The 24,122-nt window shown below is 68.2% G+C and carries 20 protein-coding genes; 13 read left to right on the forward strand and 7 right to left on the reverse strand.

Going from position 1 to position 24,122, the window contains the following annotated elements; translation table 11 throughout:
- Nucleotides 1-9: 9 nt before the first annotated feature.
- From I0K15_RS17845 to I0K15_RS17855, 3 genes are all read right to left on the reverse strand, one after another.
- Nucleotides 10-543: a DUF2799 domain-containing protein gene (locus tag I0K15_RS17845; protein ID WP_196102829.1), complete on the reverse strand. Its 534-nt coding sequence runs from the start codon at nt 541-543 to the stop codon at nt 10-12.
- A gap of 60 nt (nt 544-603) precedes the next feature.
- Nucleotides 604-1,956, reverse strand: a complete 1,353-nt coding sequence (locus I0K15_RS17850) for an esterase-like activity of phytase family protein (protein WP_196102830.1) — start codon at nt 1,954-1,956, stop codon at nt 604-606.
- Between the two features lie 189 nt (nt 1,957-2,145).
- Complete coding sequence (locus tag I0K15_RS17855; RefSeq protein ID WP_196102831.1) at nt 2,146-3,360, reverse strand: NADP-dependent isocitrate dehydrogenase; 1,215 nt, start codon at nt 3,358-3,360, stop codon at nt 2,146-2,148.
- Nucleotides 3,361-3,690: 330 nt separating this feature from the next.
- Between I0K15_RS17855 and I0K15_RS17860 the strand changes: the two genes are divergently transcribed.
- Nucleotides 3,691-4,419: an RNA methyltransferase gene (locus I0K15_RS17860; RefSeq protein ID WP_196102832.1), complete on the forward strand. Its 729-nt coding sequence runs from the start codon at nt 3,691-3,693 to the stop codon at nt 4,417-4,419.
- Nucleotides 4,420-4,422: 3 nt separating this feature from the next.
- Here I0K15_RS17860 and I0K15_RS17865 read toward each other — a convergent pair whose 3' ends face one another.
- The 3 genes from I0K15_RS17865 to I0K15_RS17875 are packed head-to-tail and all read right to left on the reverse strand — an operon-like array spanning nt 4,423 to nt 7,256.
- A complete protein-coding gene (locus tag I0K15_RS17865; RefSeq protein ID WP_196102833.1) occupies nt 4,423-4,809 on the reverse strand; it encodes a rhodanese-like domain-containing protein in 387 nt (128 codons plus the stop codon).
- 10 nt (nt 4,810-4,819) lie between these two features.
- Entirely contained in the window at nt 4,820-5,965 is a 1,146-nt protein-coding gene (locus I0K15_RS17870; RefSeq protein ID WP_196102834.1) for an NAD(P)/FAD-dependent oxidoreductase, read from the reverse strand.
- A complete protein-coding gene (locus I0K15_RS17875) occupies nt 5,958-7,256 on the reverse strand; it encodes a mechanosensitive ion channel family protein (protein ID WP_196102835.1) in 1,299 nt (432 codons plus the stop codon). Before I0K15_RS17875 ends, I0K15_RS17870 begins: the two co-directional genes overlap by 8 nt.
- A gap of 127 nt (nt 7,257-7,383) precedes the next feature.
- On the opposite strand from I0K15_RS17875, the gene I0K15_RS17880 reads away from it, so the two are divergent.
- Nucleotides 7,384-7,962, forward strand: a complete 579-nt coding sequence (locus I0K15_RS17880) for a DUF924 family protein (protein WP_196102836.1) — start codon at nt 7,384-7,386, stop codon at nt 7,960-7,962.
- Nucleotides 7,963-8,053: 91 nt separating this feature from the next.
- On the forward strand, nt 8,054-9,448 hold the full coding sequence (lpdA, locus tag I0K15_RS17885; protein ID WP_196102837.1) for a dihydrolipoyl dehydrogenase: 1,395 nt from the start codon (nt 8,054-8,056) through the stop codon (nt 9,446-9,448).
- Between the two features lie 45 nt (nt 9,449-9,493).
- Here lpdA and I0K15_RS21195 read toward each other — a convergent pair whose 3' ends face one another.
- Nucleotides 9,494-10,216 carry a PAS domain-containing protein gene (locus tag I0K15_RS21195; RefSeq protein WP_196102838.1) on the reverse strand — a complete coding sequence of 241 codons (723 nt, stop codon included), beginning with the start codon at nt 10,214-10,216 and terminating at the stop codon, nt 9,494-9,496.
- A gap of 148 nt (nt 10,217-10,364) precedes the next feature.
- On the opposite strand from I0K15_RS21195, the gene I0K15_RS17895 reads away from it, so the two are divergent.
- The 10 genes from I0K15_RS17895 to I0K15_RS17940 all read left to right on the forward strand — a co-directional run bounded on the left by I0K15_RS17895 (nt 10,365) and on the right by I0K15_RS17940 (nt 24,003).
- Entirely contained in the window at nt 10,365-11,279 is a 915-nt protein-coding gene (locus I0K15_RS17895) for a LysR substrate-binding domain-containing protein (protein ID WP_196102839.1), read from the forward strand.
- A 112-nt stretch (nt 11,280-11,391) separates the two neighbouring features.
- Nucleotides 11,392-13,368, forward strand: a complete 1,977-nt coding sequence (locus I0K15_RS17900; RefSeq protein WP_196102840.1) for a heme lyase CcmF/NrfE family subunit — start codon at nt 11,392-11,394, stop codon at nt 13,366-13,368.
- Entirely contained in the window at nt 13,365-13,814 is a 450-nt protein-coding gene (locus I0K15_RS17905; RefSeq protein ID WP_196102841.1) for a cytochrome c-type biogenesis protein, read from the forward strand. Before I0K15_RS17900 ends, I0K15_RS17905 begins: the two co-directional genes overlap by 4 nt.
- Before the next feature lie 70 nt (nt 13,815-13,884).
- A complete protein-coding gene (locus I0K15_RS17910) occupies nt 13,885-14,661 on the forward strand; it encodes an enoyl-CoA hydratase-related protein (protein WP_196102842.1) in 777 nt (258 codons plus the stop codon).
- A gap of 65 nt (nt 14,662-14,726) precedes the next feature.
- Nucleotides 14,727-17,477 (forward strand): [protein-PII] uridylyltransferase family protein, encoded by a 2,751-nt coding sequence (locus I0K15_RS17915; RefSeq protein ID WP_196102843.1) that lies wholly within the window; start codon nt 14,727-14,729, stop codon nt 17,475-17,477.
- Nucleotides 17,478-17,547: 70 nt separating this feature from the next.
- The gene (locus I0K15_RS17920) at nt 17,548-18,453 is read left to right on the forward strand and encodes a histone deacetylase family protein (protein ID WP_230374175.1); all 906 of its coding nucleotides are present in this window, start codon (nt 17,548-17,550) and stop codon (nt 18,451-18,453) included.
- 61 nt (nt 18,454-18,514) lie between these two features.
- Entirely contained in the window at nt 18,515-19,252 is a 738-nt protein-coding gene (locus I0K15_RS17925) for an HpcH/HpaI aldolase family protein (RefSeq protein ID WP_196102844.1), read from the forward strand.
- A complete protein-coding gene (locus tag I0K15_RS17930) occupies nt 19,239-19,529 on the forward strand; it encodes a hypothetical protein (RefSeq protein WP_196102845.1) in 291 nt (96 codons plus the stop codon). Before I0K15_RS17925 ends, I0K15_RS17930 begins: the two co-directional genes overlap by 14 nt.
- Nucleotides 19,530-19,676: 147 nt before the next feature.
- A complete protein-coding gene (locus I0K15_RS17935) occupies nt 19,677-20,810 on the forward strand; it encodes an efflux RND transporter periplasmic adaptor subunit (RefSeq protein ID WP_196102846.1) in 1,134 nt (377 codons plus the stop codon).
- Nucleotides 20,811-20,814: 4 nt separating this feature from the next.
- Nucleotides 20,815-24,003, forward strand: a complete 3,189-nt coding sequence (locus tag I0K15_RS17940; RefSeq protein ID WP_196102847.1) for an efflux RND transporter permease subunit — start codon at nt 20,815-20,817, stop codon at nt 24,001-24,003.
- Nucleotides 24,004-24,122 lie beyond the last annotated feature (119 nt).

Genomic DNA, 24,122 nt, shown 5'->3' on the forward strand with positions numbered 1-24,122 from the left:
GTGAAGCGCTCAGGGCCAGGAGGCGGCGGCGCGGCGCTCGGCCTCCAGCCGGTTGCGGTCGGCCTCGGCCCGGGTGATGGCGGCGCGCAGGCTCCGCTCCAGCACGTCGGCATTCTCCGCCGCCGGGTCGAGATCGGCAAGCGCGGTGCGCGTTTCGTCAAGCTCCCGTTCCACGTCGGAGATCTCCTGCCCCAACGTGTACCAAAGCTGCCCCTGCTGGAACGCCGGGCCCATCGCCTGCGCCGCGCCGACGGGGCAGACCGGGTTCACGCTGCCGCCGCGCTGCCCGATCGCGTAGGCGTTGGCGGGCGTGCAGTACTGTTGCAGTCCCGATTGCCGTCCGGCGAGCCACGCGTTCAGGTCCGGCGATAGCCCAAAGGCGGCGCAGGCCTCCCGATGGCGGCTGATGAAGGCGGCGTCGCGGCCCGCGGCCCCGTCTTCGAACCCGATCGCGCGCCAGTCGCCGGCGCGGCATTCATCTTCGGACAGGGTGGCGCAGGAGCCGAGCGCGAGGACGCAGAGCAACAGGAAAAGGCGTGTCATGGGGCGGAGCTTGCCCCGCGCCGCCGCCGCCCGCAAGCGCTGCTGTTGCCGATCAGCCCCTTACTGTTGCAGGAAGTCGCCGACCTCCAGCAGGATCCACTCGTTGTCGTCGGCCCGGTCGAGGAAGCGCCCGGCAGAGAAAGGCAGGTTGTTGTCGTTGCCCACGATGATCTCGGTCTCGCTGACGCGGTCCACGTTCTCGATCGTCACGAAGGGGAAGTCGAAGCGGCCGTCGGCGCCGCCTTGCCGCGCCACGCCGTCCGGGTCGGCGATGTCGAGCAGATCGATATAGGCGCGCTTTTCCACCGGCTGGCCGGGCTCGACATCGAGGCTGATGAGGTAGACCCGCTTGAACTCCGCCGGACGGGCGAAGCACTCGGTCGTCGCGGCGTCTTCAGGGCAGGCAAGTGCGGCGCTGCCCTCGCCACCATCGCGCTCGATGACGAGGCCGCGGGTGCCGTCGATCATGTTGAAATCGCCGATGGCGTGGTTGTCCGCCTCAAGAGGATAGAACCAGTGGCGTCCGGTGTATTCGCGGTTGTCGATGTCGAATTCGAGGAGCCGAAGCGCTGCGCGCCCGTCCTCCACCGTCTCGAACGCGCCGGCCTCCGCGTCCCAGATCGGGCCTTCGAGCATCGGGTAGAGCGTGCTGCCGTCCGGCGACTGGGCCATCCCCTCCAACCCGCGGGACCTGCGGGCGGTGAAATCGAGCTCCCGGTCCGGGGCGGAGGGCAGGCGCTGATCGGGCCGGTCGGGCGACTCGATCACCTCGCCATCCGCGATCACGTCGGTGAAGAACACGACGCGGCCTTCGAGGTCGGTGGCGAAGAGGTAGGGGCCGAACTCCTCCCCGAACCAGAGCAGGTCACCGACGGGCTGGATGGATTCGAGGTCGAAATCGGCGCCGGTCAGATAGCGCTCGGCCGTGAACTCGTTGACGAGCTTGAAGGGGAGCAGGCGGCCCGGATCGGACAGGAAGACGGTCCGCTCCACCAGCACCTCGCCGCTCTGCCAATCGGGCGCGATGATGTGGGCCATCAGGAGCGCGTCGGGGGAGTTGAGCTTGGAGCCGAAGCCGTTGTCCGACAGCGACCAGTAGCGCCCGTCCCCGATCGCCTTCACGCCGGAAAACCCTTGCACCGGCTGGCCGACGAAGGGGAGCGAGAGGCCGGTGGAGCGCCGCGCATCGCGCGGACCGCTCGACGAGACGCCGGGCACCGTGAACGGCATGTCGACGCGCTCGCCGCTCGTGAAGCGGCCCGAGATGCCGAAGGTGCGCCACAGCGGCTCGGGCGGCAGCACGAAGGTCTCCGCCGGGAGGATCGCGTGACCGGCCAGCGTCGCATCGAACTGCTGGGCCTCCTGCGCCATCAGCGGCGCGGCAAGGGCGGTCAGGGCAAGGGTCAGACGCATGGGAAACCTCCGTTCGTGCAATCACGGCGGGAGTTTACCGTTGCTGTGCAACTGGCGCGTGACGGGGGCGTAATCAAGAACGCCACACCGTCCGGCGCAGGTTTCAAAGCCGACAGGCTTGCCGTCTGAACCAGCAAAAAGGGCGCAGCCTCGCGGCCGCGCCCTCCGATCTCGAATGTCACGGCGATCTCAGCCCGCGAGCGCCTTGTTCAGGTTCTCGTCCACCTTTTCGAGGAAGCCCATCGTAGTCAGCCACTGCTGATCCGGGCCTACGAGCAGGGCGAGGTCCTTGGTCATCGAGCCGCTCTCGACCGTGCTGACCACCGTCTTCTCCAGCGTCTCCGCGAAGTTGGCGAGGGCCGCGTTGTCGTCGAGCTTCGCGCGGTGCTTCAGCCCGCCCGTCCAGGCGAAGATCGAGGCGATGGAGTTCGTCGACGTCTCCTTGCCCGCCTGATGCTGGCGGTAGTGGCGCGTGACGGTGCCGTGGGCGGCCTCGGCCTCCACGATCTTGCCGTCCGGCGTCATGAGCTGCGAGGTCATCAGACCCAGCGAGCCGAAGCCCTGCGCCACGGTGTCGGACTGCACGTCGCCGTCGTAGTTCTTGCAGGCCCAGACATAGCCGCCGGACCACTTCATGGCGGAGGCCACCATGTCGTCGATCAGGCGGTGCTCGTAGGTCAGGCCCGCCTCGTCGAACTGCGCCTTGAACTCCGCGTCGAAGATCCGTTGGAAGATCAGCATGAACTGGCCGTCATACTGCTTCATGATGGTGTTCTTGGTGGACAGGTACACCGGGTAGCCGCGCTTCAGGCCGTAGTTGAAGGACGCGCGGGCGAAGTCCTCGATCGACTTGTCGAGGTTGTACATCGACATGAAGACGCCGGAGGAGGGCGCGTCGAAGACCTCGTGCTCCTCCACGGTGCCGTCCTCGCCCACGAACTTCATGCTCAGCTTGCCCGGGCCGGGGAACTTGATGTCGGTCGCGCGGTACTGATCGCCGAAGGCATGGCGGCCGATCACGATGGGCTTGGTCCAGCCGGGCACGAGGCGCGGCACGTTCTTGCAGATGATCGGCTCGCGGAAGACGACGCCGCCCAGGATGTTGCGGATGGTGCCGTTGGGCGAGCGCCACATCTTCTTGAGGCCGAACTCCTCGACGCGCGCCTCATCGGGCGTGATGGTGGCGCATTTCACGCCGACGCCGATCTCCTTGATCTTCTCGGCGGCGTCGATGGTGATCTGGTCATTGGTCTCGTCGCGGGATTCGATGCCCAGGTCGTAGTAGAGCAGGTCCACATCGAGATAGGGCAGGATCAGCTTGTCCTTGATGAACTGCCAGATGATCCGGGTCATCTCGTCGCCGTCGAGCTCGACGACGGGGTTCTCTACCTTGATCTTGGTCACGGGGATTGCCTCCGACTTGGCGGTTACGCTGGCGCTCTCTTAGACGATGCGATCCCGCTTGGGAAGGGCGGTATGCCGCCGTATGCCGGGGCGCGATCTGCTCTTTCGTCGTAGAGCTACGGGCTGCCTGTCGCGGTTCGTGACGAGACTTGGGGCTGCAGGTCGCCGGACTAGGTGCACTCGTGTGGCCGTGGCTCCTTCAGTCTTCAAATCCACTCGCCGACTCACGTCTCCGAGCCCCACCTTCCCCCTTCTTCTTTGTCCAAACACGCCCGCCGGAGGCGGACCCGCCGCTTGCCACCGGCGCGCGCTCCGCGTATGGCGCGGCGCATGACACCTGCCTTCATCCTCGTGCGCCCGCAGATGGGCGAGAACATCGGCGCGGCCGCCCGCGCCATGCTGAATTTCGGCCTCGACCGGATGCGGGTCGTGGCGCCCCGCGACGGCTGGCCGAACGAGCGGGCCGTGGCGCTCGCGAGCGGTGCGGGCCGCGTGCTCGACGCCGCGATGGTGCGCGAGACGCTGGAGGAGACCTGCGCCGACCTCAATTACGTCTTCGCTACCACCGCCAGGCCGCGGGACCTCACCAAGACCGTGATGACGCCGGAGCGCGCGATGGAGCATGCCCGCGCGCTCGCCGCCGACGGGCAGAAGGTCGGCGTTATGTTCGGGCCGGAGCGGGCAGGGCTGGAGAACGAGGATGTGATCCGCGCCGACGCGATCATCACCGTGCCGGTGAACCCGGATTTCCCGTCGCTCAACCTCGCCCAATGTGTGCTGCTGGTGGCCTACGAGTGGGGCCGCCAGACCTCTGACGTGCCGCCAGAAGTGGCCGAGCTCGCCGGCGCCCGCTGGGCCGAAGGGGCGGAGGTCGATCGCCTGCGCGACCGGCTGTTCGCCGCCCTTGAGGATCGCCGCTTCTTCTGGCCGGAGGCGAAGGCCGCCTCCATGCGCGCCAATCTAGAGAACCTGCTGCGCCGCCTGCCGCTGACCGAGACCGACACGCGCACGCTGCACGGTGTCATACGCCACCTGGCGGAGCGGCGGCCGGAGGAGTAAGGCTCACTCCGCCGTCGTGATCGGCAGGCCGTCCTCGATCCAGGCGAGCGTGCCGCCCTCCACGTCGATCAGGTTGTCCCAGCCGGCATTCTCCAGCTCACCCGCAAGCCGGGCGGAGCGGCGGCCGGAGCGGCAGATGATCGCCACGCGCTTGTCGGCATTCTCCGCGCGCAGGGCGGCGAGGCGCTCCGAGAACCCGTCGGCAGTCATGTCGAGCGGCACGGCGACGTCGGCGATCCCGGTCGCTGCCCACTCATCGGGGCGGCGCACGTCGATCAGCACCACGTCCCCGGCGAGGGAGGCGGCGCGCACCTCCTGCGGCGACATCATCTCGACCTCCGCAGAGGCGGGCAGGGCGATGACGAGGGCAGGGATCAGGTAACGGTACATGGCGGCTCCTTCAGATCACGGCGCGCTCGGCACCGGTGTTGTCGTGGAGCATACGAAGTGGATCGAACGGCGTCAGATCAAGTGTTCGCCAGCGCCCATGGGTGATCCGCTCCGCCAGTCCGCGTCCCGCACCGGCCGCCTGCTGCAGCCCATGCCCGGTGAAGCCGGTCAGCAGCCAGAACTGGTCGCAGTCCGGATGCGGCCCGATCAGCGCGTTGCAGTCGACCGGATTGTAGTCGTAATGCCCGGTCCAGGCCGTGCGCAGGCGAAGCCGCTCGAAAGCGGGGATGCGGTGGGCGAGGGCGGGCCACAGGACCTCTTCGAAAAGCGACCAGTCGGTCTCGAAATCGTCGGGGTCGCAGGGGCCGTCCTCTGCGGGCGAGATCCCGCAGATGAAGCCGCGCCCCTCGGGCCGGACATAGGCGCCGGTCGTGTCGATGGTCAGCGGCAGGTCGTGGGGGCCATGATCGCAGTCGAAGACGAAGACATGGCGCTTCCGCGGCTCCACCGGGACGTCGAAGCCCGCCTTGGCGGCGAGAGCGCCCGCGCCCGGACCGGCGGCGTTCACGATCAGATCCGCTGTGAGGTGTGCTCCGTCCGAGAGGGAGAGCCTGCCCCGCTCCGCGTCGATGGCCGCCACCTCTGCCCGCCGCCAGACAGCGCCCCGCGCCCGCGCCGCGCTGCGGAAGGCCGCGTGCAGTGCCATCCCGTCGAACCAGCCTTCGCCTTCGGTGCCGAGGCTGCCCCCGGCGAGGCCCTCGGTGTTCAACTCCGGAAACCGGGCCGCGAGCGCATCGGGGTCCAGCCAGACCGTCCCCGCACCGAGACCGCGCTGCATCTCCACCCGCCGCCGCATCTCGGCCGCATGCTCCGGCGGCACGCAGTAGAGGTAGCCCTGCTCCCGGAACGCCGGCTGCGCCACGTCCTCCCCGAACCAGCGCGTCATGTCGCGCAGCATCTCCACCGTGACCTGCGAGAGCGCGACATTGGCGGGGTCCGAGAATTGCTGCCGCACCCCGCTCGCCGAAAGCGCGGTGGCGGAGCGGGCGAGCGTCGGGTCGCGCTCCAGCACCGTGACCGCGTGGCCGTCGCGGGTCAGCCAGAAGGCGGCCGAGGCGCCCATGATGCCACCGCCGACAATCGCGATCTCAGCCATCTGAGCGCTCCACCACCGTGATGTCGCGGCGCGGGAACGGGATCTCGACCTCGTTGGCCTTCAGTGCGTCCCAGAGCGCCAGATAGACGTTGCCGCGAATGTTGGTCAGCCCGCCCGACGGGTCGTCGATCCAGAAGCGCAGGATGAAGTCGATCGAGCTGTCGCCGAAGCCCACGATGTGACAGACGGCCTTCGGCTCCGCCTGCACGCGGCTCACGGAATTGGCGGCCTCCACCGCGATCTTGCGCACCGCGTGCGGATCGCTGTCATAGGAAACGCCGAAAAAGATGTCGAGGCGGACGAGCTTCGAGGAATGGGACCAGTTCACCACCTGGTTGGTGATCAGATCCTCGTTCGGAATAAGGTACTCCCGCCCGTCCCGCGTCACGACCGAGACGTAGCGGGCGCCCAGCCCCGAGATCCAGCCGAAGGTGTCGCCCAAGCTGATCACGTCGCCCGGCTTGATCGACTTGTCGAGCAGCAGGATCACGCCCGAGACGAGGTTCGACACCACCTTCTGCAAACCGAAGCCGAGCCCCAGCCCGATCGCGCCTGACAGCACCGTCAGCGTGGTCAGGTCGAACCCGATGAACTGCAGTCCGATCACCAGCGCGAGACCGTAGAGCAGCACCGTGATCAGTTTCTCGCTGAGCACCCGCATTGAGGGCGACAGCTCCTCGTTGCGCATGAGCCGGACCCGCGCCTCGCCCGACAGCCAGCTCGCGAGGAAGATCGTGATCCCCACACTCAGCATCGTCTGCAGGATCAGGAGGGCGGAGAGCCGCGTCTCCCCCAGCCGGATCGCGGCCCCGTCGAGCAGTGCCACCGTCTCGTCGAAGAAGCCGGTCATCCAGAGCGTCACGGTGATCCAAGCCGCCCAGCGGACCGTGCGCCGCACGAGCTGGTTGCGGATCAGGCGCGAGATGATCGAGAGGGCCACCAGCGCGGTGGAGAGCTCCGCCACGAAGCGGATGAGGTAGCTGCGCGAGGGCCACGTCACCTCCGCCAGCACTAGGGCCGCGATCCACAGGATCAGCACGAAGACCAGCCAGCGGATCCGGTCTCGGATCAGGATCAGGAAGCGCGCGCGCCGGTTGGTGAGCGTCAGCCCCCGCATCCAGATGTTGAATCGCGGGGTGAGCTGCCGCCGGATGATCCACGCGGCAAAGAACGCCACCCCGACGAAGGCGATCTGGCCGAGGCGCCACGGGCTGCTCATGGTGTTCAGCCAGTTGCGCGCCCAGGGCACGAAGGCTTCATACGCCTCGATGAAATCCGAGATCTCGAGCATCGGCCCGCCTTTCCTATATTGGACAGTGGGATGGCGCATGCCGCCCGGTCAAGCCCGCCGCTTGACACGACTCGAGCGCGGGCGTGTGCTGAATTAACAGGCAAAACAATAAGGGTAGGGCAGAGTGATGGTTGCGACGATCGACGAGGTGCTCCGCTTCTGGATCGACGAGGTCGGCGAGAAGGGGTGGTACGAACAGAGCGATGCGCTCGACGAGGAGATCCGCCAGCGGTTCAAGACGACCTGGGACGCGGCGCGGGACCGGGCGCTGTGTCCGTGGATCCGGTCGAGCGACGGGACGCTGGCGCTGCTGATCGTCACGGACCAGTTCCCGCGCAACATGTTCCGGGACTCGCCCCATGCCTTCTCGACGGACCGGTTCGCGCTAACCATCGCGCAGAAGGGGATCCGGCGCGGCGACGATCTGGTGACGCCGGAGCCGCAGCGCCAGTTCTTCTACCTGCCGATGATGCATGCGGAGAGCCTGAGCTTTCAGGAGCGGGGCCTGCGCCAGTTCCTGCTGAAGATGCCCGAGGCCGGGAGCAACATCCTGCACGCCCGCGCGCATCGCGACGTGATCCGCCGCTTCGGCCGCTTCCCGCACCGGAACGCGGCCCTTGGCCGCGCCAGCACGCCCTCGGAGGTCTCGTTTCTTGACGAAGGCGGCTACGGCGCCACCGTCAGGGACCTGCAACAAGCGGCCTGAGGGCGCATGGCGCCCTGCACGCTCCGCAATTGTCGTGGCGTCACGCGCAGGCTAGTTTGAAGTCGAACGAATTTGCTCGGGAGGAACAGGCATGGCGAGCCAATACGACGTGATCGTGATCGGAGCGGGGCCGGGGGGCTATGTCGCGGGGATCCGCGCCGCACAACTCGGCCTCAAGGTCGCGGTCATCGAGCGGGAGCATATGGGCGGGATCTGCCTCAACTGGGGCTGCATCCCGACGAAGGCGATGCTGCGTTCCTCCGAGGTCTTCCACCTGATGCACCGGGCCAAGGAATTTGGGCTCAAGGCGGAGGGGATCGGCTATGACCTCGACGCCGTCGTCAAACGCTCCCGCGCCGTGGCCAAGCAGCTCAACCAGGGTGTCGGCCACTTGCTGAAGAAGAACAAGGTGACCGCGATCATGGGCGAGGCGCGGCTCGCCGGGAAGGGCAAGGTCGTCGTCAAGACCGACAAGGGCGAGGAGGAGCTGGCCGCCAAGGACATCATCCTCGCCACCGGCGCGCGGGCCCGCGAACTGCCGGGGCTGGAGGCCGATGGCGATCTCGTCTGGACCTACAAGCACGCGCTGATGCCGCCGCGCATGCCGAAGAAGCTGCTCGTCATCGGCTCCGGCGCGATCGGGATCGAGTTCGCCAGCTTCTACAACACGCTGGGCGCCGAGACCGTGGTGGTCGAGGTCATGGACCGCATTCTGCCTGTGGAGGATGCGGAGATCTCCGCCTTCGCCAAGAAGCAGTTCGTCAAGCAGGGCATGACAATCATGGAAAAGGCCATGGTCAAGCAGCTCGACCGCGGCAAGGGCACGGTGACCGCGCATATCGAGGTGAAGGGCAAGGTCGAGAAGCACGAGTTCGACACCGTGATCTCCGCCGTCGGCATCGTCGGCAATGTGGAGGGGCTGGGCCTCGAAGAAGCGGGCGTAAAGGTCGAGAAATCCCATGTGGTGACCGACGAGTACTGCCGCACCGGCGCGCAGGGCATCTGGGCCATCGGTGACATCGCAGGCGCGCCGTGGCTGGCGCACAAGGCGAGCCACGAGGGCGTCATGGTCGCCGAGAAGATCGCCGGTGTGAACGACGTGCACCCGGTGAAGGCCGAGAGCATCGCGGGCTGCACCTACTGCCACCCGCAGGTCGCGAGCGTCGGTTGGACCGAAGCGCAGGCGAAGGAGCAGGGCTTCGACATCAAGGTCGGCCACTTCCCCTTCATCGGCAACGGCAAGGCGATCGCGCTGGGGGAGCCCGAGGGCATGGTGAAGACCGTGTTCGATGCGAAGACCGGCGAGCTTCTCGGCGCACACATGGTCGGCGCCGAGGTGACGGAGCTGATCCAGGGCTACGTCGTCGGGCGCCAGCTCGAGACGACGGAAGAGGACCTGATGCACACGGTCTTCCCGCACCCGACGCTCAGCGAGATGATGCATGAGAGCGTGCTCGACGCCTACGGCCGGGCCATCCACTTCTGATCCTTGCGTGGGGCCGGATCGCTCGCGGTCCGGCCTTGTGCCACCTCAGGCGGCGTCGGCACCGTCGCTGCGCGCCGTCTGGGTCAACCGCAGCTTCCGGGTCCGGCGCGAATTGCGTCCGTCCGGCGTCTGATCCGTAAGCTTCCGGATCGAGGCCGCCGCACTCTCGGCGGCACCCGCAAGGCGGTTCATCTCTTGAGCCACGATCGCGAAGCCGCGACCGGAGTTCCCCGCCCGCGCAGCCTCGATCGAGGCGTTGATCGAGAGCATGTTGAGCGACTGCATCGTATCGAGCACATCCTCGGCCGCGTTGATGATCGCGGCGTTGCGCGTCTTCATCTCCTGGGCCGTGGCGATCCAGGCGTCGCGTTCGGTCTGCTGGTTTGTGACGTCGATGATGATGCCTTCGAGCATTGTGGGCGTCCCGTCCTGACCGTAGACGGCGCCGCCATAGCCGCGGGCCCAGACGAGCTGACCGTCGGTGCGCTTCAGCCGGTAGAGCACCGACCAGTTCTCCCGCGCGTCGATGCGGGCCTGCACCTCCTCGACCACGCCGTCGCGGTCGTCGTCGTGCACATGGTCGATGAAGGCGACTGCGCCGCTGGTGAAGGCCATCGCCTCGCGCCCCGTCAGGCGCCGTACGTCGCCCCGGATCCAGTTGAAGGTGTAGGTCGTCGGGTTGCACTGGAAGTAGAAGCCGGGCAGGCGCGAGGCTGCGCTGGCGAACTGCTGCAGCGTCGCCTGGTCGTTCGTTTGCTCGCCGCTCATCACCTGCTCCTCGCCTGATGGCGGCAGGTTAGCGGCGGGACCGTTACGCGTGGGTTAAGATCGTCTTGGCGCAACATGTCGCGCGCGGGGTATCAGATGTCGCAGGCTCGGCTGCGGCCCCGCGCATCTGCTTCTATAAGGCAAATTTATGAAAATCACGCTGCGGCAGCTCCAGTATCTTATCGCCCTCGGCGAGGCGCGCCATTTCGGACGGGCGGCCGAGAGCGTTCACGTCTCGCAGCCCGCGCTGAGCGTGCAGATCCGGGATCTGGAGGCGGCGATCGGCACAAGACTGGTCGAGCGCAAGGCGCGCGAGGCCGTGCTGACACCCGCGGGCCGCGAGGTCGTCGCGCGCGCCCGGCGCGTGATGGAGGAAGTGCAGGCCATCGCGGAGGTTGGGCGACAGGAGCGGGGCCTGACCGGGCAGCTCACCCTCGGCGTGATCCCAACTGTAGCACCCTACCTGCTGCCCGCCGCCTTGCCGCTGATCCGCGCCCGCAACAGCGCGCTCGACCTGCGGGTGCGCGAGGCGCAAACGGCGGAGCTGATTGCGGAGCTGCAAGGGGGCACGCTCGACGCTGCCGTGATTGCCCTGCCGAGCAAGGTGCGGGGGCTCTCGGAACACCCGCTCTTCACCGACCGCTTCCTGCTGGCGGGCAGCGCGCCGCGGGTGGCCGCGCTCGAAGGTGCCACGCCGCGGCCCGAGGAGATGGACCCCGACAGCCTGCTGTTACTGGAGGAGGGGCACTGCCTCGCCGACCAGGCGCTGGAGGTCTGCGGGCTCGACCGCTCCCGCACTCAGGTCGATCTCGGTGCATCCTCGCTCTCGACCCTGTGCGGGCTGGTGGCCGGGGGCTTCGGCGTCACGCTGGTGCCCGAGCTCGCCGCCTGTGCGGAGCAGCGGATGCAGGGCCTCGCGCTCACCCGGTTTGCGGCGCCGGAGCCATGCCGGACCATCGGCCTCGTCACGCGCGAAACCAGCGGCCAGGGGGCGTGGGTGGAGGAGCTTGCGGACCTGCTGAAGCGTGCGGGGACCGAGACGATCGCGGCCGCCACCGTCTGACCGCCTTCCGAAGGCTGAAAAAACATGCGTTTCACCGTCGCAGATCACGGGGATGCGCGTTGAGGCCGGCTTTCCTTCCTATATGATGCGCACAACCCGGAGGAGCCTGCCCATGACCGCCGAACTTGGCCACTTTGCCCTGATCCTCGCGCTGTGCGTGGCGCTCGTCCAGATGGTGGTTCCGATGGTTGGTGCGCATCGCCGCTGGTCGAACTGGATGGCGGTCGGCGACATGGCCGCGGCGGTTCAGTTCGTGCTGGTCTCGCTGTCCTTCGCGGCGCTCATGTGGGCCTTCATCACCTCCGATTTCTCGCTTCGGATCGTGACGGCGAACAGCCATTCGGCGAAACCGATGCTCTACAAGGTGACGGGGACGTGGGGGAACCACGAGGGCTCGCTCCTGCTGTGGGTGCTGATCCTCGCCCTCTTCGGCGCGATGGTGTCGTGGTTCGGGCAGGCGCTGCCCGCGGCGCTGAAGGCGCGGACGCTGGCGGTACAGGCGGCGGTGGCCGTCGCCTTCATGCTCTTCATGCTGCTCACGTCAAACCCGTTCGACCGGCTGGAGATCATTCCGCTAGACGGGAACGATCTCAACCCGCTGCTGCAGGATCCCGGCCTCGCCTTCCATCCGCCGTTCCTCTACCTCGGCTATGTCGGGCTTTCGATCACCTTCAGCTTTGCCGTGGCGGCCCTGATCGAGGGGCGGGTGGATGCGGCCTGGGCCCGCTGGGTGCGGCCCTGGGCGCTGCTCGCTTGGGTGATGCTGACAATCGGCATCGCGCTTGGTTCCTGGTGGGCCTATTACGAGCTCGGCTGGGGCGGCTGGTGGTTCTGGGATCCGGTGGAGAATGCCTCCTTCATGCCTTGGCTGCTGGCGGCGGCACTCCTGCACTCGGCGATCGTGGTGGAGAAGCGGGACACGCTGAAGAGCTGGACGATCCTGCTTGCGATCCTCGCCTTCTCGTTCTCGCTGATCGGGACGTTCATCGTGCGCTCGGGGGTGATCACCTCTGTCCACGCCTTCGCGTCCGACCCGACGCGGGGGGTGTTCATCCTGCTGATCCTCGCCATCGCTATTGGTGGCTCGCTGACGCTCTACGCGCTGCGAGCGGACCGGATGCGCTCGCCCAACGCCTTCGCGACGGTCAGCCGGGAGAGTGCACTGGTGCTCAACAATGTGCTGCTCGCCGTCTCCACCGTAGTGGTGTTCCTCGGCACCATGTGGCCGCTGATCGCGGAGGCGCTGACGGGGGAGAAGGTCTCCGTCGGGCCGCCCTTCTTCAACATCACGTTCACGCCGTTCATGGTGGCTCTCGCGATGCTGCTGCCGCTGGGCGCGATCATGCCGTGGAAGCGGGCGCGGCTCGGCCGGTCGATGCAGCCGCTCTGGGGGATGCTGGCGCTGTCGGTGGCGCTCGGCGCGCTGGTGTGGAGCCTGCAGACCGGCGGGCGGATGCTGGCGCCGATCGGGGCGACGCTGGCGGCGTGGATCATCCTCGGCGCCATCGCCGACCTCGCGCAGAAGGCGGGCGGCTGGCGTGCGAAACCGTCCATCGCCTGGGCGCGCCTCTCGGGCCTGCCGCGGGCGGAGTGGGGCAAGGCGGTCGCCCATTCCGGCCTCGCCATCCTGATCTTCGGCGCGTCCGCACTGACCGCATGGGAGCTGGAGGACATCCGCACCATCAATCCCGGTGAGAGCGTGGAGCTCGGCGGTTACACGTTCACCCTCGACCGGGTCGAGCAGGTGCGCGGGCCGAACTACTTCTCCGACATGGCGTTCGTCGAGGTGACGCGCGGCGGGGAGTATGTGGCGACGCTGAACCCCGAAAAGCGCCTCTACCCGGTGCAGAACTTTCCGACGACCGAGGCCGGGATCTCCAGCGGAGCGCTGCGTGACCTCTACGTCTCCATCGGCGATCAGCAGCCGGATGGAAGCTGGGCGATGTGGACCTGGGTCAAGCCGTTCGCAAACTGGATCTGGGCAGGCTGCATCATCATGTCCCTCGGCGGGTTCCTGAGCCTCAGCGACCGGCGCTTCCGCGTCGGCGTCGCAAAGTCCCGAAGCAGCGTGGCGGTACCTGCGGAATGAAACATCTCGTCCTGATCCTGACCCTTCTGGCGGCCCCGGCCTTCGCGGTGCAGCCCCACGAAATGCTCGACGACCCGGTGCTGGAGGCGCGGGCGCAGGCGCTCGATGACGAACTGCGCTGTGTGCGCTGCCGGTCGGAGTCGATCGCGAGCTCCAACGCCGACTGGGCCTCCGACGCGCGGGTGATCGTGCGCGAGCTGCTGACGCAGGGGGCGACGGATGCGGAGGTGAAGGCCTTCTTCGTCGAGCGCTATGGCGAATACGTCCTGATGCGCCCGCCGCTGAGTGCGACGAACATCGCGCTGTGGCTGGCGGGTCCCGTGCTGTTCCTCGGCGTGATCGGCGTTCTGGTGGCCCGTCGCCGCGGTGGCACGGCGGCTGTTGCCACGGCCGACGCCCTGACGCCGGAGGAGAAGGCTCGGCTCGACGCACTCACCAAGCCCTGACGCCACGAAAGCCTGTTGCGCCGCCGCGGCACCACGCTAGCATCGCGCCGAACCAGACGGGGAGCGCGCGATGAACTACGAAACCATCCTCTACGAGGTGAAGGACGACGTCGCGACGCTGACCCTGAACCGCCCCGACGTGATGAACGGGCTGAACGCGCAGATGCGCGCCGACATCCTGCACGCCGTGCGCCACGCGCCGGAGGATGCGCGGGTGCTGGTCATCACCGGGGCGGGGCGCGGCTTCTGCTCGGGCCAGGACCTCGGCGACCGGAAGAACGCGGCGCAGGTGAACCTGGAGCGGACACTCCGCGACGAATACGAGCCGATGCTCAAGGCGATCTACGACAGCCCGATCCCGACGATCTCCGCCGTCAACGGCCCGGCGGCAGGGGCCGGGGCCAATATCGCGCTGGCAGCGGATGTGGTGATCGCGGCGGAGAGCGCCTTCTTCCTCCAGGCCTTCGCCCGGATCGGCCTGATCCCGGATGCGGGCGGCACCTACTGGCTGCCGCGGCAGATGGGGTTCGCGAAGGCGATGGGCGCAGCCCTCTTCGCCGACAAGATCACCGCGCGCGAGGCCGATGAGTGGGGCATGATCTGGGCCGCCGTGCCGGATGCCGAGTTCGAGGCGGAGATCGCCCGCCGCGCCCGCCAGCTCGCCGAAGGGCCGACGCAGGCCTATGCCCGCATCAAGCAGGCGCTGCGCGGCACCTACGACAACACCCTCGACGACCAGCTTAACCTCGAAGCGAAGCTTCAGGGCGAGGCGGGCCAGACCCGTGATTTCACCGAGGGCGTGATGGCGTTCCTCGAAAAGCGGCCGGCGAGGTACGAGGGGCGCTGAGGCGTCACCGCCCCTGGGCCCGGACCGCGCTTGACCCTATCTGTGGCGCCATGCCCGATAGATCCATGAGTCTCTCCGATCGGATACGTCGCGCGCCCGTGCCGTGGGACGCTACCCGCGGACGCGAGGTCGCCGCGCCCTTTGCCGGGCCGCTCGCCGATCTGGTGGCGGGCGCGGCCGGAAACGCGCGGTTCCTAGGGGCGCTCGCGACGCGGGAGGCGGAGTGGCTGGCCTCCATCGCCGTCGCTGCTCCGGAGGATACGCTCAAGGCGCTCTGCCAGCTCAGCGAGGGCGATCCCGCGGTCGTGCTTCGCCGGGCCAAGCGGCGGCTTGCGCTGCTCACCGCCCTCTGCGATCTCGGCGGGATCTGGTCAACGGCGGAGGTGACGGGCGCGCTGAGCCGCTTCGCCGATGCCGCCCTCGACCATGCGCTTGCGAGTCTCATCGCGGTCGAACGCGCGCGGGGAAAGCTGACCGGTGCGCCTACGGGTTTCGTCGCCCTCGCCATGGGCAAGCTCGGCGCGCGAGAGCTCAACTACTCCTCCGACATCGACATCATCTGCCTCTTCGACGAGAGCCTGCACGACCCCGCCGACCAGGCCGAGATCCGCGCCGTGCTGGTCGGCGTCACCAAGAAGCTGGTGCGCATGATGGGCGACGTGACCGAGGAGGGTTATGTCTTCCGCACCGACCTGCGCCTGCGCCCCGACCCCGGCGTGACGCCGGTCTGCCTCTCGATGGAGGGGGCGGAGCGGTACTACGAGACGCTGGGCCGGACATGGGAGCGGGCGGCCTTCATCAAGGCGCGGCCCTGTGCAGGGGACATCGCGGCGGGGGAGCGGTTCCTCGAGCGGATCACGCCCTTCGTCTATCGCCGCCACCTCGACTTCGCTGCCATCCGCGATGCGGAGGACATGCTGGCGCGCATCCGCCACCACAAGGGGCTCACCGGGCCGATCACGGTGCCGGGCCACGACGTGAAACTGGGGCGCGGCGGCATCCGGGAGATCGAGTTCCACGCCCAGACCAAGCAGCTCATCACCGGCGGGCGCGATCCGAAGCTGCGCCAGCGCGGCACGATCGCGGCCCTGACGGCGCTGGCGGAGGCCGGGTGGGTGGAGGATGACACGGCCCGACAGCTCACCGACGACTACTACGCGCTGCGCGACGTGGAGCACCGGATCCAGATGCTCGACGATGCGCAGACCCACCTCGTCCCGACCGGGGAGGAGGACCGCGCGCGCCTCGCCGCCCTCTGCGGAGAGCCGGATGCCAAGATCTGGCAAGCGGGGTTCCAGGCGCGGCTCACCCGAGTCCACGCGCTTACCGCGCCCGATGAGCCGCACGAGGACGGCGGGGGTGAGGCCGCCGCGGCGCTGCGCAGTGATCCGGATGCCCAGCGCCTGATGGGCGAGTGGCCGCGCCTGCCCGCGCTGCGCTCCAGCCGGGCCGAGATGCTGTTCTCGCGGCTTGAGCCCGCGATCCTGTCGCGGCTCTCGGACGCGGCCGACCCGATGGCAGCGCTTATTCAGTTCGACAGGTTTCTCAGAGGCTTGCCGGCGGGTGTTCAAGTGTTCTCGCTGTTCGATGAGAACCGCGCGCTGCTCGATCTGCTGGTGGAGATCTGCGCGACGGCCCCGGCGCTCGCGCAATATCTCGGCCGGAACTCCGCCGTGTTCGACGCCGTGCTCGACCGGGATTTCTTCGCCCCGCTGCCGGATTGCGAGACCCTGCGCGCGGAGCTCGAAGCCGCTGTTGAGGATGCCGAGGACTATGAGCGCGCCCTCGACGCCGCCCGCCGCTGGCAGAAGGAGCGGCATTTCCGGATCGGCGTCCATCTGCTGCGGGGGCTGTCGGCGACCGCCGAGGCGGAGCGGGCGTGGTCCGACCTCGCCGAGGCCTGCCTCGCCGTCCTGCTGCCGCTCGCGATCGAGGAACAGGCCCATCGCCACGGTCCGCCGCCGGGCGAGGGTGCGATGGTCCTCGCCCTCGGCAAGCTCGGCGCGCGGGAGATGACGGCGGCGTCCGACCTGGACCTCATCGTGATCTACGACGCGGATCTGGCGGAGGAGAGCGCGGGCCGCCTGCCGCTCGGCGCGCCGCAATACTACGCGCGGCTGACCAAGCGGCTGGTTGCGGCGCTCTCTTCGCCGATGGCGGAGGGCACGCTCTATGAGGTCGATATGCGGCTGCGCCCCTCCGGCCGGCAAGGGCCAGTGGCGGTCTCGCTCGCGAGCTTCGATCGCTACCAGCGAGAGGAGGCCTGGGTCTGGGAGCATCTGGCGCTGACCCGCGCGCGGCCGGTTGCCGGGCCTGCCGACCTCCGCGCCCGCGTCGCCGGGATCGCGGCGGACGTGCTGACCACCCCGCAGGACGTCGAGAAGGTCCTGCGCGAGACTGCCGACATGCGCCGCCGTCTCTTCGAGGCGCGTGAGGCGGAGCCGGGCCCGTGGGAGGTGAAGCAAGGCCGCGGGCGCCTGCTCGACCTCGACCTGTTCCTGCAGGCGGGCGTTCTGCTCACGCCGCTCGGCGACGCCCCGCTCGGCCACGATGCGGTGGAGCGCCTGCACGAGGCGGGCTGGCTCAACGCGGGCGAGCGTGACGTGCTGGCCGAGGCGCGAACGCTGATGGGCTGCGTCCAGGCGCTTGGGCGGGTCGCGGTGAACGGCCCCTTCCGGCCGGAGACGGACGGGCCGGGCCTCGCACAGGTGCTGCTGCGCCAGACCGGCACCACGAGCATCCCGGTGCTGGAGGAGCGCCTGATCGCGGCCGCCCACGCCGCGGGCGACCTGATCGACCGGAGACTCGCGGCGTGACGGAGCGGCTCGCCTTGGAACGGATGTCGCTTGCGCCGCGCGATATCGCGTTCAGCCGAGGCGCACGGCCGTGACCCTGCCCATCGTCTACCACCCCGACTACATGGCGCCGCTGAAGCCGGGGCATCGCTTCCCGATGTCGAAATACGGCTACCTGCGCGAGCGCCTCATCCAGGCAGGCGTGCTCCCCGAAACGGGCGGCTTCATCGCGCCCGCCCCGGCGCCGCTCTCGCAGGTCGCCGCGGCCCACGGGTTCGACTATGCCGACCGGGCGTTTCGCCTCGCCCTTACCGATGCGGAGGTGCGCGAGATCGGGTTGCCGCAAACCGAGCGGGTGCTGCGCCGGGCCCGCCTCGCCTCCGCCGGTACGGCGCTCGCCGCGCGGCTTGCGATCGAGCACGGCGTCGCGGTCAACCTCGCCGGGGGCTCGCACCATGCCGGGCCGGGGAAGGGCGCGGGGTTCTGCGTCTTCAACGATGTCGCCATTGCGGCGCGCGCCCTGGTGGCCGAAGGGCAGGTGAGCCGGGTGCTCGTCGTCGATTGCGACGTGCATCAGGGCGACGGCACTGCGCGGGTCTTCGCCGATGATCCGGCGGTTTTCACGCTCTCGCTGCATGCGGAGAAGAACTATCCGGCGCGCAAGGCGTCTTCGGACCTCGACTTCGCGCTGCCCGACGGGCTCGGCGACCGGGCCTATCTGGAGGTGCTGCGCGAGGTGCTCGCCCCACTCTGGGAGCAGGTGCGACCGCAGATCGTCTTCTACAACGCCGGGGTCGATCCCCATGAGAACGACCGGCTGGGGCGGCTGGCGCTGAGCGATGCGGGCCTGGCCGCCCGGGATGCCCACGTGCTGGGCGAGGCACGGGCGCGGGGTGTCCCTGTGGTCGGCGTGATCGGCGGAGGCTACGGCCCTGATCCGGGCGCCATCGCCGCGCGCCACGCCCTGATGGTCGAGGCCGCGGCTGCGGCAGCATAGCCCCCTTGCCACCCGAAACCCGCTGCGCCATCGTCCCGCGACGCGAGCGGAGGGAGACGCCATGACACGACTGGGATGCTGGATCGACCTACCGAGCCCCTTCGTGGCCGAGATCGTGGCGCAGACAGGCTTCGACTGGGCGCTCGTCGATCTGGAGCACGGACCCATCGGAGTGGAGACCATGGCGCTCAGCCTGATGGCGATCCGCGGCGCGGGCGTGCGCGGCTACGTGCGCGTGCCCGAGCTCAGCGAGGCCTGGATCAAGCGCGCGCTCGACGCGGGCGGGGACGGTGTGATGATCCCGAACGTGCAGAGTGTGGAGCAGGCGGAGGCCGCCGCGCGCTGGTTCCACTACGCCCCAAGCGGGGCGCGCGGGGAGGCGCAGAGCGTGATCCGCGCCGCGCAGTGGGGCCGTGCTGCCGCGGACTATGCGCGGAACTGGCCGGGCGATCACCAGCTCATCCTTCAGATCGAGGGGCCGGAGGGGCTCTCGCGAGCAGCTGACATCGCTGCGGTACCGGGGGTCGGGATGCTGTTCCTCGGCCCCGCGGACTACGCGGCACAGGCCGGTTTGCGGAAGGACGCGCCCGAGGTTGGCGAGGCGGCGCGGCAACTTGCGGGCATCGCGCGGGACGCCGGGCTCGCCTGCGGCTCCGTCGAGTTTCCGGCGGGCGATGTCGGGACGCTTGCTGCGATGGGCTTCACCGACGTATCGGTCGCCAGCGATGTCGGGGCGCTGACCACGGCGCTCGATACGGCGCTGTCCCGCGGGCGGGAGGCTGCCGATGTCCAGAAGTGATGCGCTGCCCCAGGATCCCCGCGGTCTGATCGCAGAAGCCTACCGCATGGAGGTGGGGCCGGAGGATTGCCGCTCGATCTTCTTTGACTGGGCACTTGGCGAGGCCGGGGACACGCTGCGCGAAAAGCTCGACATTCTCGTGGCTTACTACGAGCCGCGCCATCCCGACCACCCGATGACCGCCGTCCTGCGCGAGGGGCGGGAGCGGGCGGTGCCGCCCGGCGGCCGCCGGGGCGGGCGCGCGGGACGTCTGCGCCCGGACGACGATTCCAGATAAAACGCTGCAGAAATCTGGAAGAACGCTTCCGCAACGATTGCATGTTGAGATCCTGTAGCGACCCAGGTCCGACCGTTGGCGCTGCATTCATCTGAAACGGCACGTTCGGTTTTACCCGCCGGCCGCCTAGAGCAATCTGGATACTCCATGTCTGCAGCAGCCTTTCGCCTTGCCCTCGCCACCAGCTTCATCCTGAGCACACCCGCCCTTGCGCAGCAGGGGCCACCGACCGTGGTCGTCGCCAACCCGATCGAGGAGACGGTGGTCGACTGGGACGTCTTCACCGGACGCTTCCAGGCCGTGGAATCGGTCATGCTGCAGGCCCGCGTCTCCGGCTATCTCAACGAGATCCACTTCCAGGAAGGCGAGCTGATCCAGGAGGGGCAGGTGCTCTTCGAGATCGACCAGCGCCCCTTCGACGCTGCGCTGGATGAGGCGGTCGCGACCCGCGACGTCTACATCGCACAGCGTGAGCTCGCCCAGATCGAGCTCGACCGTGCGCGCGAGCTTGTGGAGCGGGGCGCTCGTCCGCAGAGCGAGGCGGACCAGGCGCTGGCCGAGTTCCAGCAGGCCGAGGCAAACGTCGCCCTTGCCGAAGCCGGCGTGACGCGCGCGCGGCTCGACGTGGAATTCACGCTCGTCTCCTCCCCGATCACCGGGCGGATATCGGAGCACTACATCGATGTCGGCAACCTCGTGGTCGGCGGGCCGAACGGTGCGACCGAGCTTGCCAATGTGGTCAGCGTCGATCCCATCGAGTTCGTCTTCACCGTGTCGGAGGCGGACTACCTGCGCTACGCCCGCCTCGAAGGGCTGACGATCCCGCGCTCGAACCGCGACACGCCGCGGCCCGTCTACATCCAGCTCATGGACGAGGATACGTGGGAGCGGGAGGGCCAGCTCAGCTTCGTCGACAATCAGCTCGACCCGAACTCCGGCACGCTGCTGGGCCGCGCTTCGCTGGAAAACGCGGACGGGCTGCTGCAGCCCGGCGCCTTCGGCCGGGTCCGTGTTCAGGGCTCGCCGGAATACCAGGCGCTGCTGATCCCTGACGACGCCCTGCTCGCCGATCAGTCGGACCAGATCGCCTATGTCGTGAATGGCGAGGACGTGGTGGAGATTCGCACGGTCGAGACCGGGCCGATCCACCGTGGGATGCGCGTTATCCGCAACGGTCTGGAGCCGGGGGACCGGGTCATCGTCTCCGGCCTCCAGCGCGCGCGTCCGGGCAGTCCGGTAGCTCCGCAGACCGAGGATCTGACCGCCCAGCTCGAGGAATGATCCGATGCGGATGAGCCATTTCTTCATCGACCGCCCGATCTTCGCGGCGGTCCTCGCGATCATCATCACACTGGTCGGCGCCATCAGCTACACCCGCCTTCCGGTGGCACCCTATCCCGAGATCGCACCGCCCACGATCCAGGTGTCGGCGCAGTATCCCGGCGCCTCGGCGGAGGTCGTCGCCGATACCGTCGCCACGCCTCTTGAGCAGGAAATCAACGGGGTAGAGGGTTTTCTTTACATGCTCAGCCAGTCCACGGCGGACGGGCGGCTGACGCTGACGATCACCTTCGAGCTCGGCACCGACCTCGACGAGGCGCAGGTGCTGGTGCAGAACCGCGTCGCCATCGCGGAGCCGCGGTTGCCGGAAGAGGTGCGCCGTCTCGGTGTGCAGACCCGACAGAACTCGCCGGACCTGCTGATGGTGGTCCATGTTCTGTCCCCGGATCAGTCGCGCGACCAGCTCTACATTTCCAACTATGCGCGCACCCAGATCGTGGATCGGATGCTGCGTCTGCCCGGTGTGGGCCAGGCGACGATCTTCGGAGAGCGGGCCTATTCCATGCGCATCTGGCTCGATCCCGATCGCGTCTCCGCCCGCGGATTGACGGCGGGTGAGGTCGTCGCGGCCCTGCAGGCCAACAACGTGCAGGTCGCCTCCGGCACGCTCAACCGCCAGCCGATGCCGAGCCCCGGAGCCTTCGAGCTGACGGTGGAGACCCAAGGCCGCCTCGTCGATCCGGAGCAGTTCGAGGACATCGTGCTCTTCTCCACCGATGACGGCCGCACCGTGCGCGTGCGCGATATCGGACGGGTGGAGCTCGGCGCGCAAGACTACTCCACCAACGGCTACCTCGACGGAACCACGGCGCTGCCCATCGGCATCTTCCAACGGCCCGGCACCAACGCGCTGGAGACGGCGGAGTCGGTGGAGCATCTGATGGAGGATCTCGAGGCCGGCTTCCCGCCCGGCGTCGAGTACGAGATCGTCTACAACCCCACGGAGTTCATCCAGGAATCCGTCAACGAGGTCTATCGGACCATCATCGAGGCCGTGATCCTCGTGGTCCTCGTCATCGTGCTGTTCCTGCAGAACCTGCGCGCGTCGCTGATCCCGATCCTCGCAATCCCGGTCTCGCTGGTCGGGACGTTCTTCATCATGTCGGTCTTCGGCTTCTCGCTGAACAACCTCTCGCTCTTCGGCCTCGTGCTTGCGGTGGGGATCGTGGTCGATGACGCCATCGTCGTGGTCGAGAACATGGAGCGATACCTCGCCGAGGGCATGTCCGGGAAGGACGCCGCCCACAAGACGATGGACGAGGTGTCGGGCGCGCTGGTCGGCATGGGCCTCGTGCTCACGGCGGTCTTCGTGCCTGCCGCGTTCATCGAGGGGATCACGGGTCAGTTCATGCGTCAGTTCGCGGTGGTGATCGCGACGGCGACGCTGATCTCGGTCTTCCTGTCGCTCACGCTCTCACCCGCGCTCGCCGCCATGCTGCTCAAGCCCCACAAGGAAGGCGAGGAGCCGCAGCGCGGTCCGATCGGGCAGGTGATCCATGCGATCAGCTGGCCGTTCCGCAAGTTCGGCGAGGGCTTCAACTGGGCGTTCGAGAAGCTGGCGGCCGGCTATGGCCGCTTCATGCAGATGGCGCTGCGGGTCACGGCGGTTATGCTGCTGGTTTATGCAGGGCTGATGGCGCTGACATACTTCCAGTTCAACCGCGCGCCGGCGGGCTTCATTCCGGAGCAGGATCAGGGCTACCTGATCGGCGTGGTGCAGTTGCCGCCGGGTGCGTCGCTGACGCGGACCGACGAGGTCGTCGCCCGCGCCTCCGACATGCTGCTCGATATGGAGGGGGTGGCGCACACCGTCGCCTTCACCGGGCTGGACGGCGCGACCTTCACCAACGCGCCCAATGCCGGCGCGGTCTTCATCGTCACGGATCCGTTCGAGGAGCGGCTGCCGCAGGGCCTGACCAACGAGGCGATCACGCAGGAGGCGTTCGCCCGCGTCGGGCAGATTACGGACGCCAACATCTTCATCGTGGCGCCGCCGCCAGTGCGCGGCATCGGCACCTCCGGCGGCTGGACGCTCTACGTGCAGGATGAGCGGGGCCGCGGCCTCGACGCGCTGGAGCAGACGGTGAACGACATCGTCGGTGCGGCGAACGGGGTGGAGGGCCTGCAAGCGGTCTTCACCCTGTTCAACACGGCGACGCCGCGGATCTACGCCGATATCGACCGGGTGAAGGCCGAGGAGCTCGGCGTGCCGCCCGAGCGGGTGTTCGAGACGCTGTCGGTCTATCTCGGCTCCGCCTTCGTGAACGATTTCAACTTCCTAGGCCGCACCTACCGCGTGACCGCACAGGCCGATGGCGAGTTCCGGGGCAATCCGCAGGACATCCTCGACCTGCGGACCCGGTCCGACAACGGCTCCATCGTGCCCATCGGCTCGGTGGCGGAGCTGGACCGGATCACGGGGCCGTACCGCGTGGCGCGCTACAACCTGTTCCCGGCGGCCGCCGTGCAGGGCTCGACTACGCCGCAGTTCTCGACCGGTGAGGCGATTGCCGCGATGGAGCAACTGCTGGGTGAGCGGCTGCCCGACGGCTTCGGCTTCGAATGGACCGAGATCGCGTTGCAGGAGACGTTGGCGGGCAACACAGCCGTCTTCGCCTTCATCTTCTCGGTGATCTTCGTGTTCCTGCTGCTGGCGGCGCAGTACGAGAGTTGGTTGCTACCACTCGCGGTGATCCTCATCGTGCCCATGTGTCTGCTCGCGGGCATATCGGGGGTGCTGTTCCGAAGTATGGACAACAACGTGCTCACCCAGATCGGCTTCATCGTCCTTGTCGGATTGGCCTCGAAGAACGCGATCCTGATCGTCGAATTCGCCCGACAGGCGGAGGAGGAGGGTCGCAGCCGGGTCGAAGCCGCAGCGCAGGCCGCACGGCTGCGCCTGCGCCCGATCATGATGACGTCGTTTGCCTTCATCCTCGGCGTGGTGCCGCTGATGATCGCGAGCGGCGCGGGCGCGGAGCTGCGCCAGGCGCTGGGGACGGCGGTGTTCTTCGGGATGCTGGGCGTGACCTTTTTCGGCCTGATCTTCACGCCGGTGTTCTACGTCGTCTGCCGCTGGATCGGTTCGCTGGGCGGCAGCGGCCGGCAGGAAGAGACGGTCGCGGCGGAATAGATCGATCATGGCGGTCGCGCGATGCGCCGGCGGGTGCATCGTGCGGCTTCTGGGTACGGCTGCTTCGGGCAAGTGAGCTGACGAAGCGTCTGATCACACCTCTGCCAGCACAGACAAAA

Origin of the sequence: Pontivivens ytuae, from assembly GCF_015679265.1 — a bacterium.
Lineage (GTDB): Bacteria > Pseudomonadota > Alphaproteobacteria > Rhodobacterales > Rhodobacteraceae > Pontivivens > Pontivivens ytuae.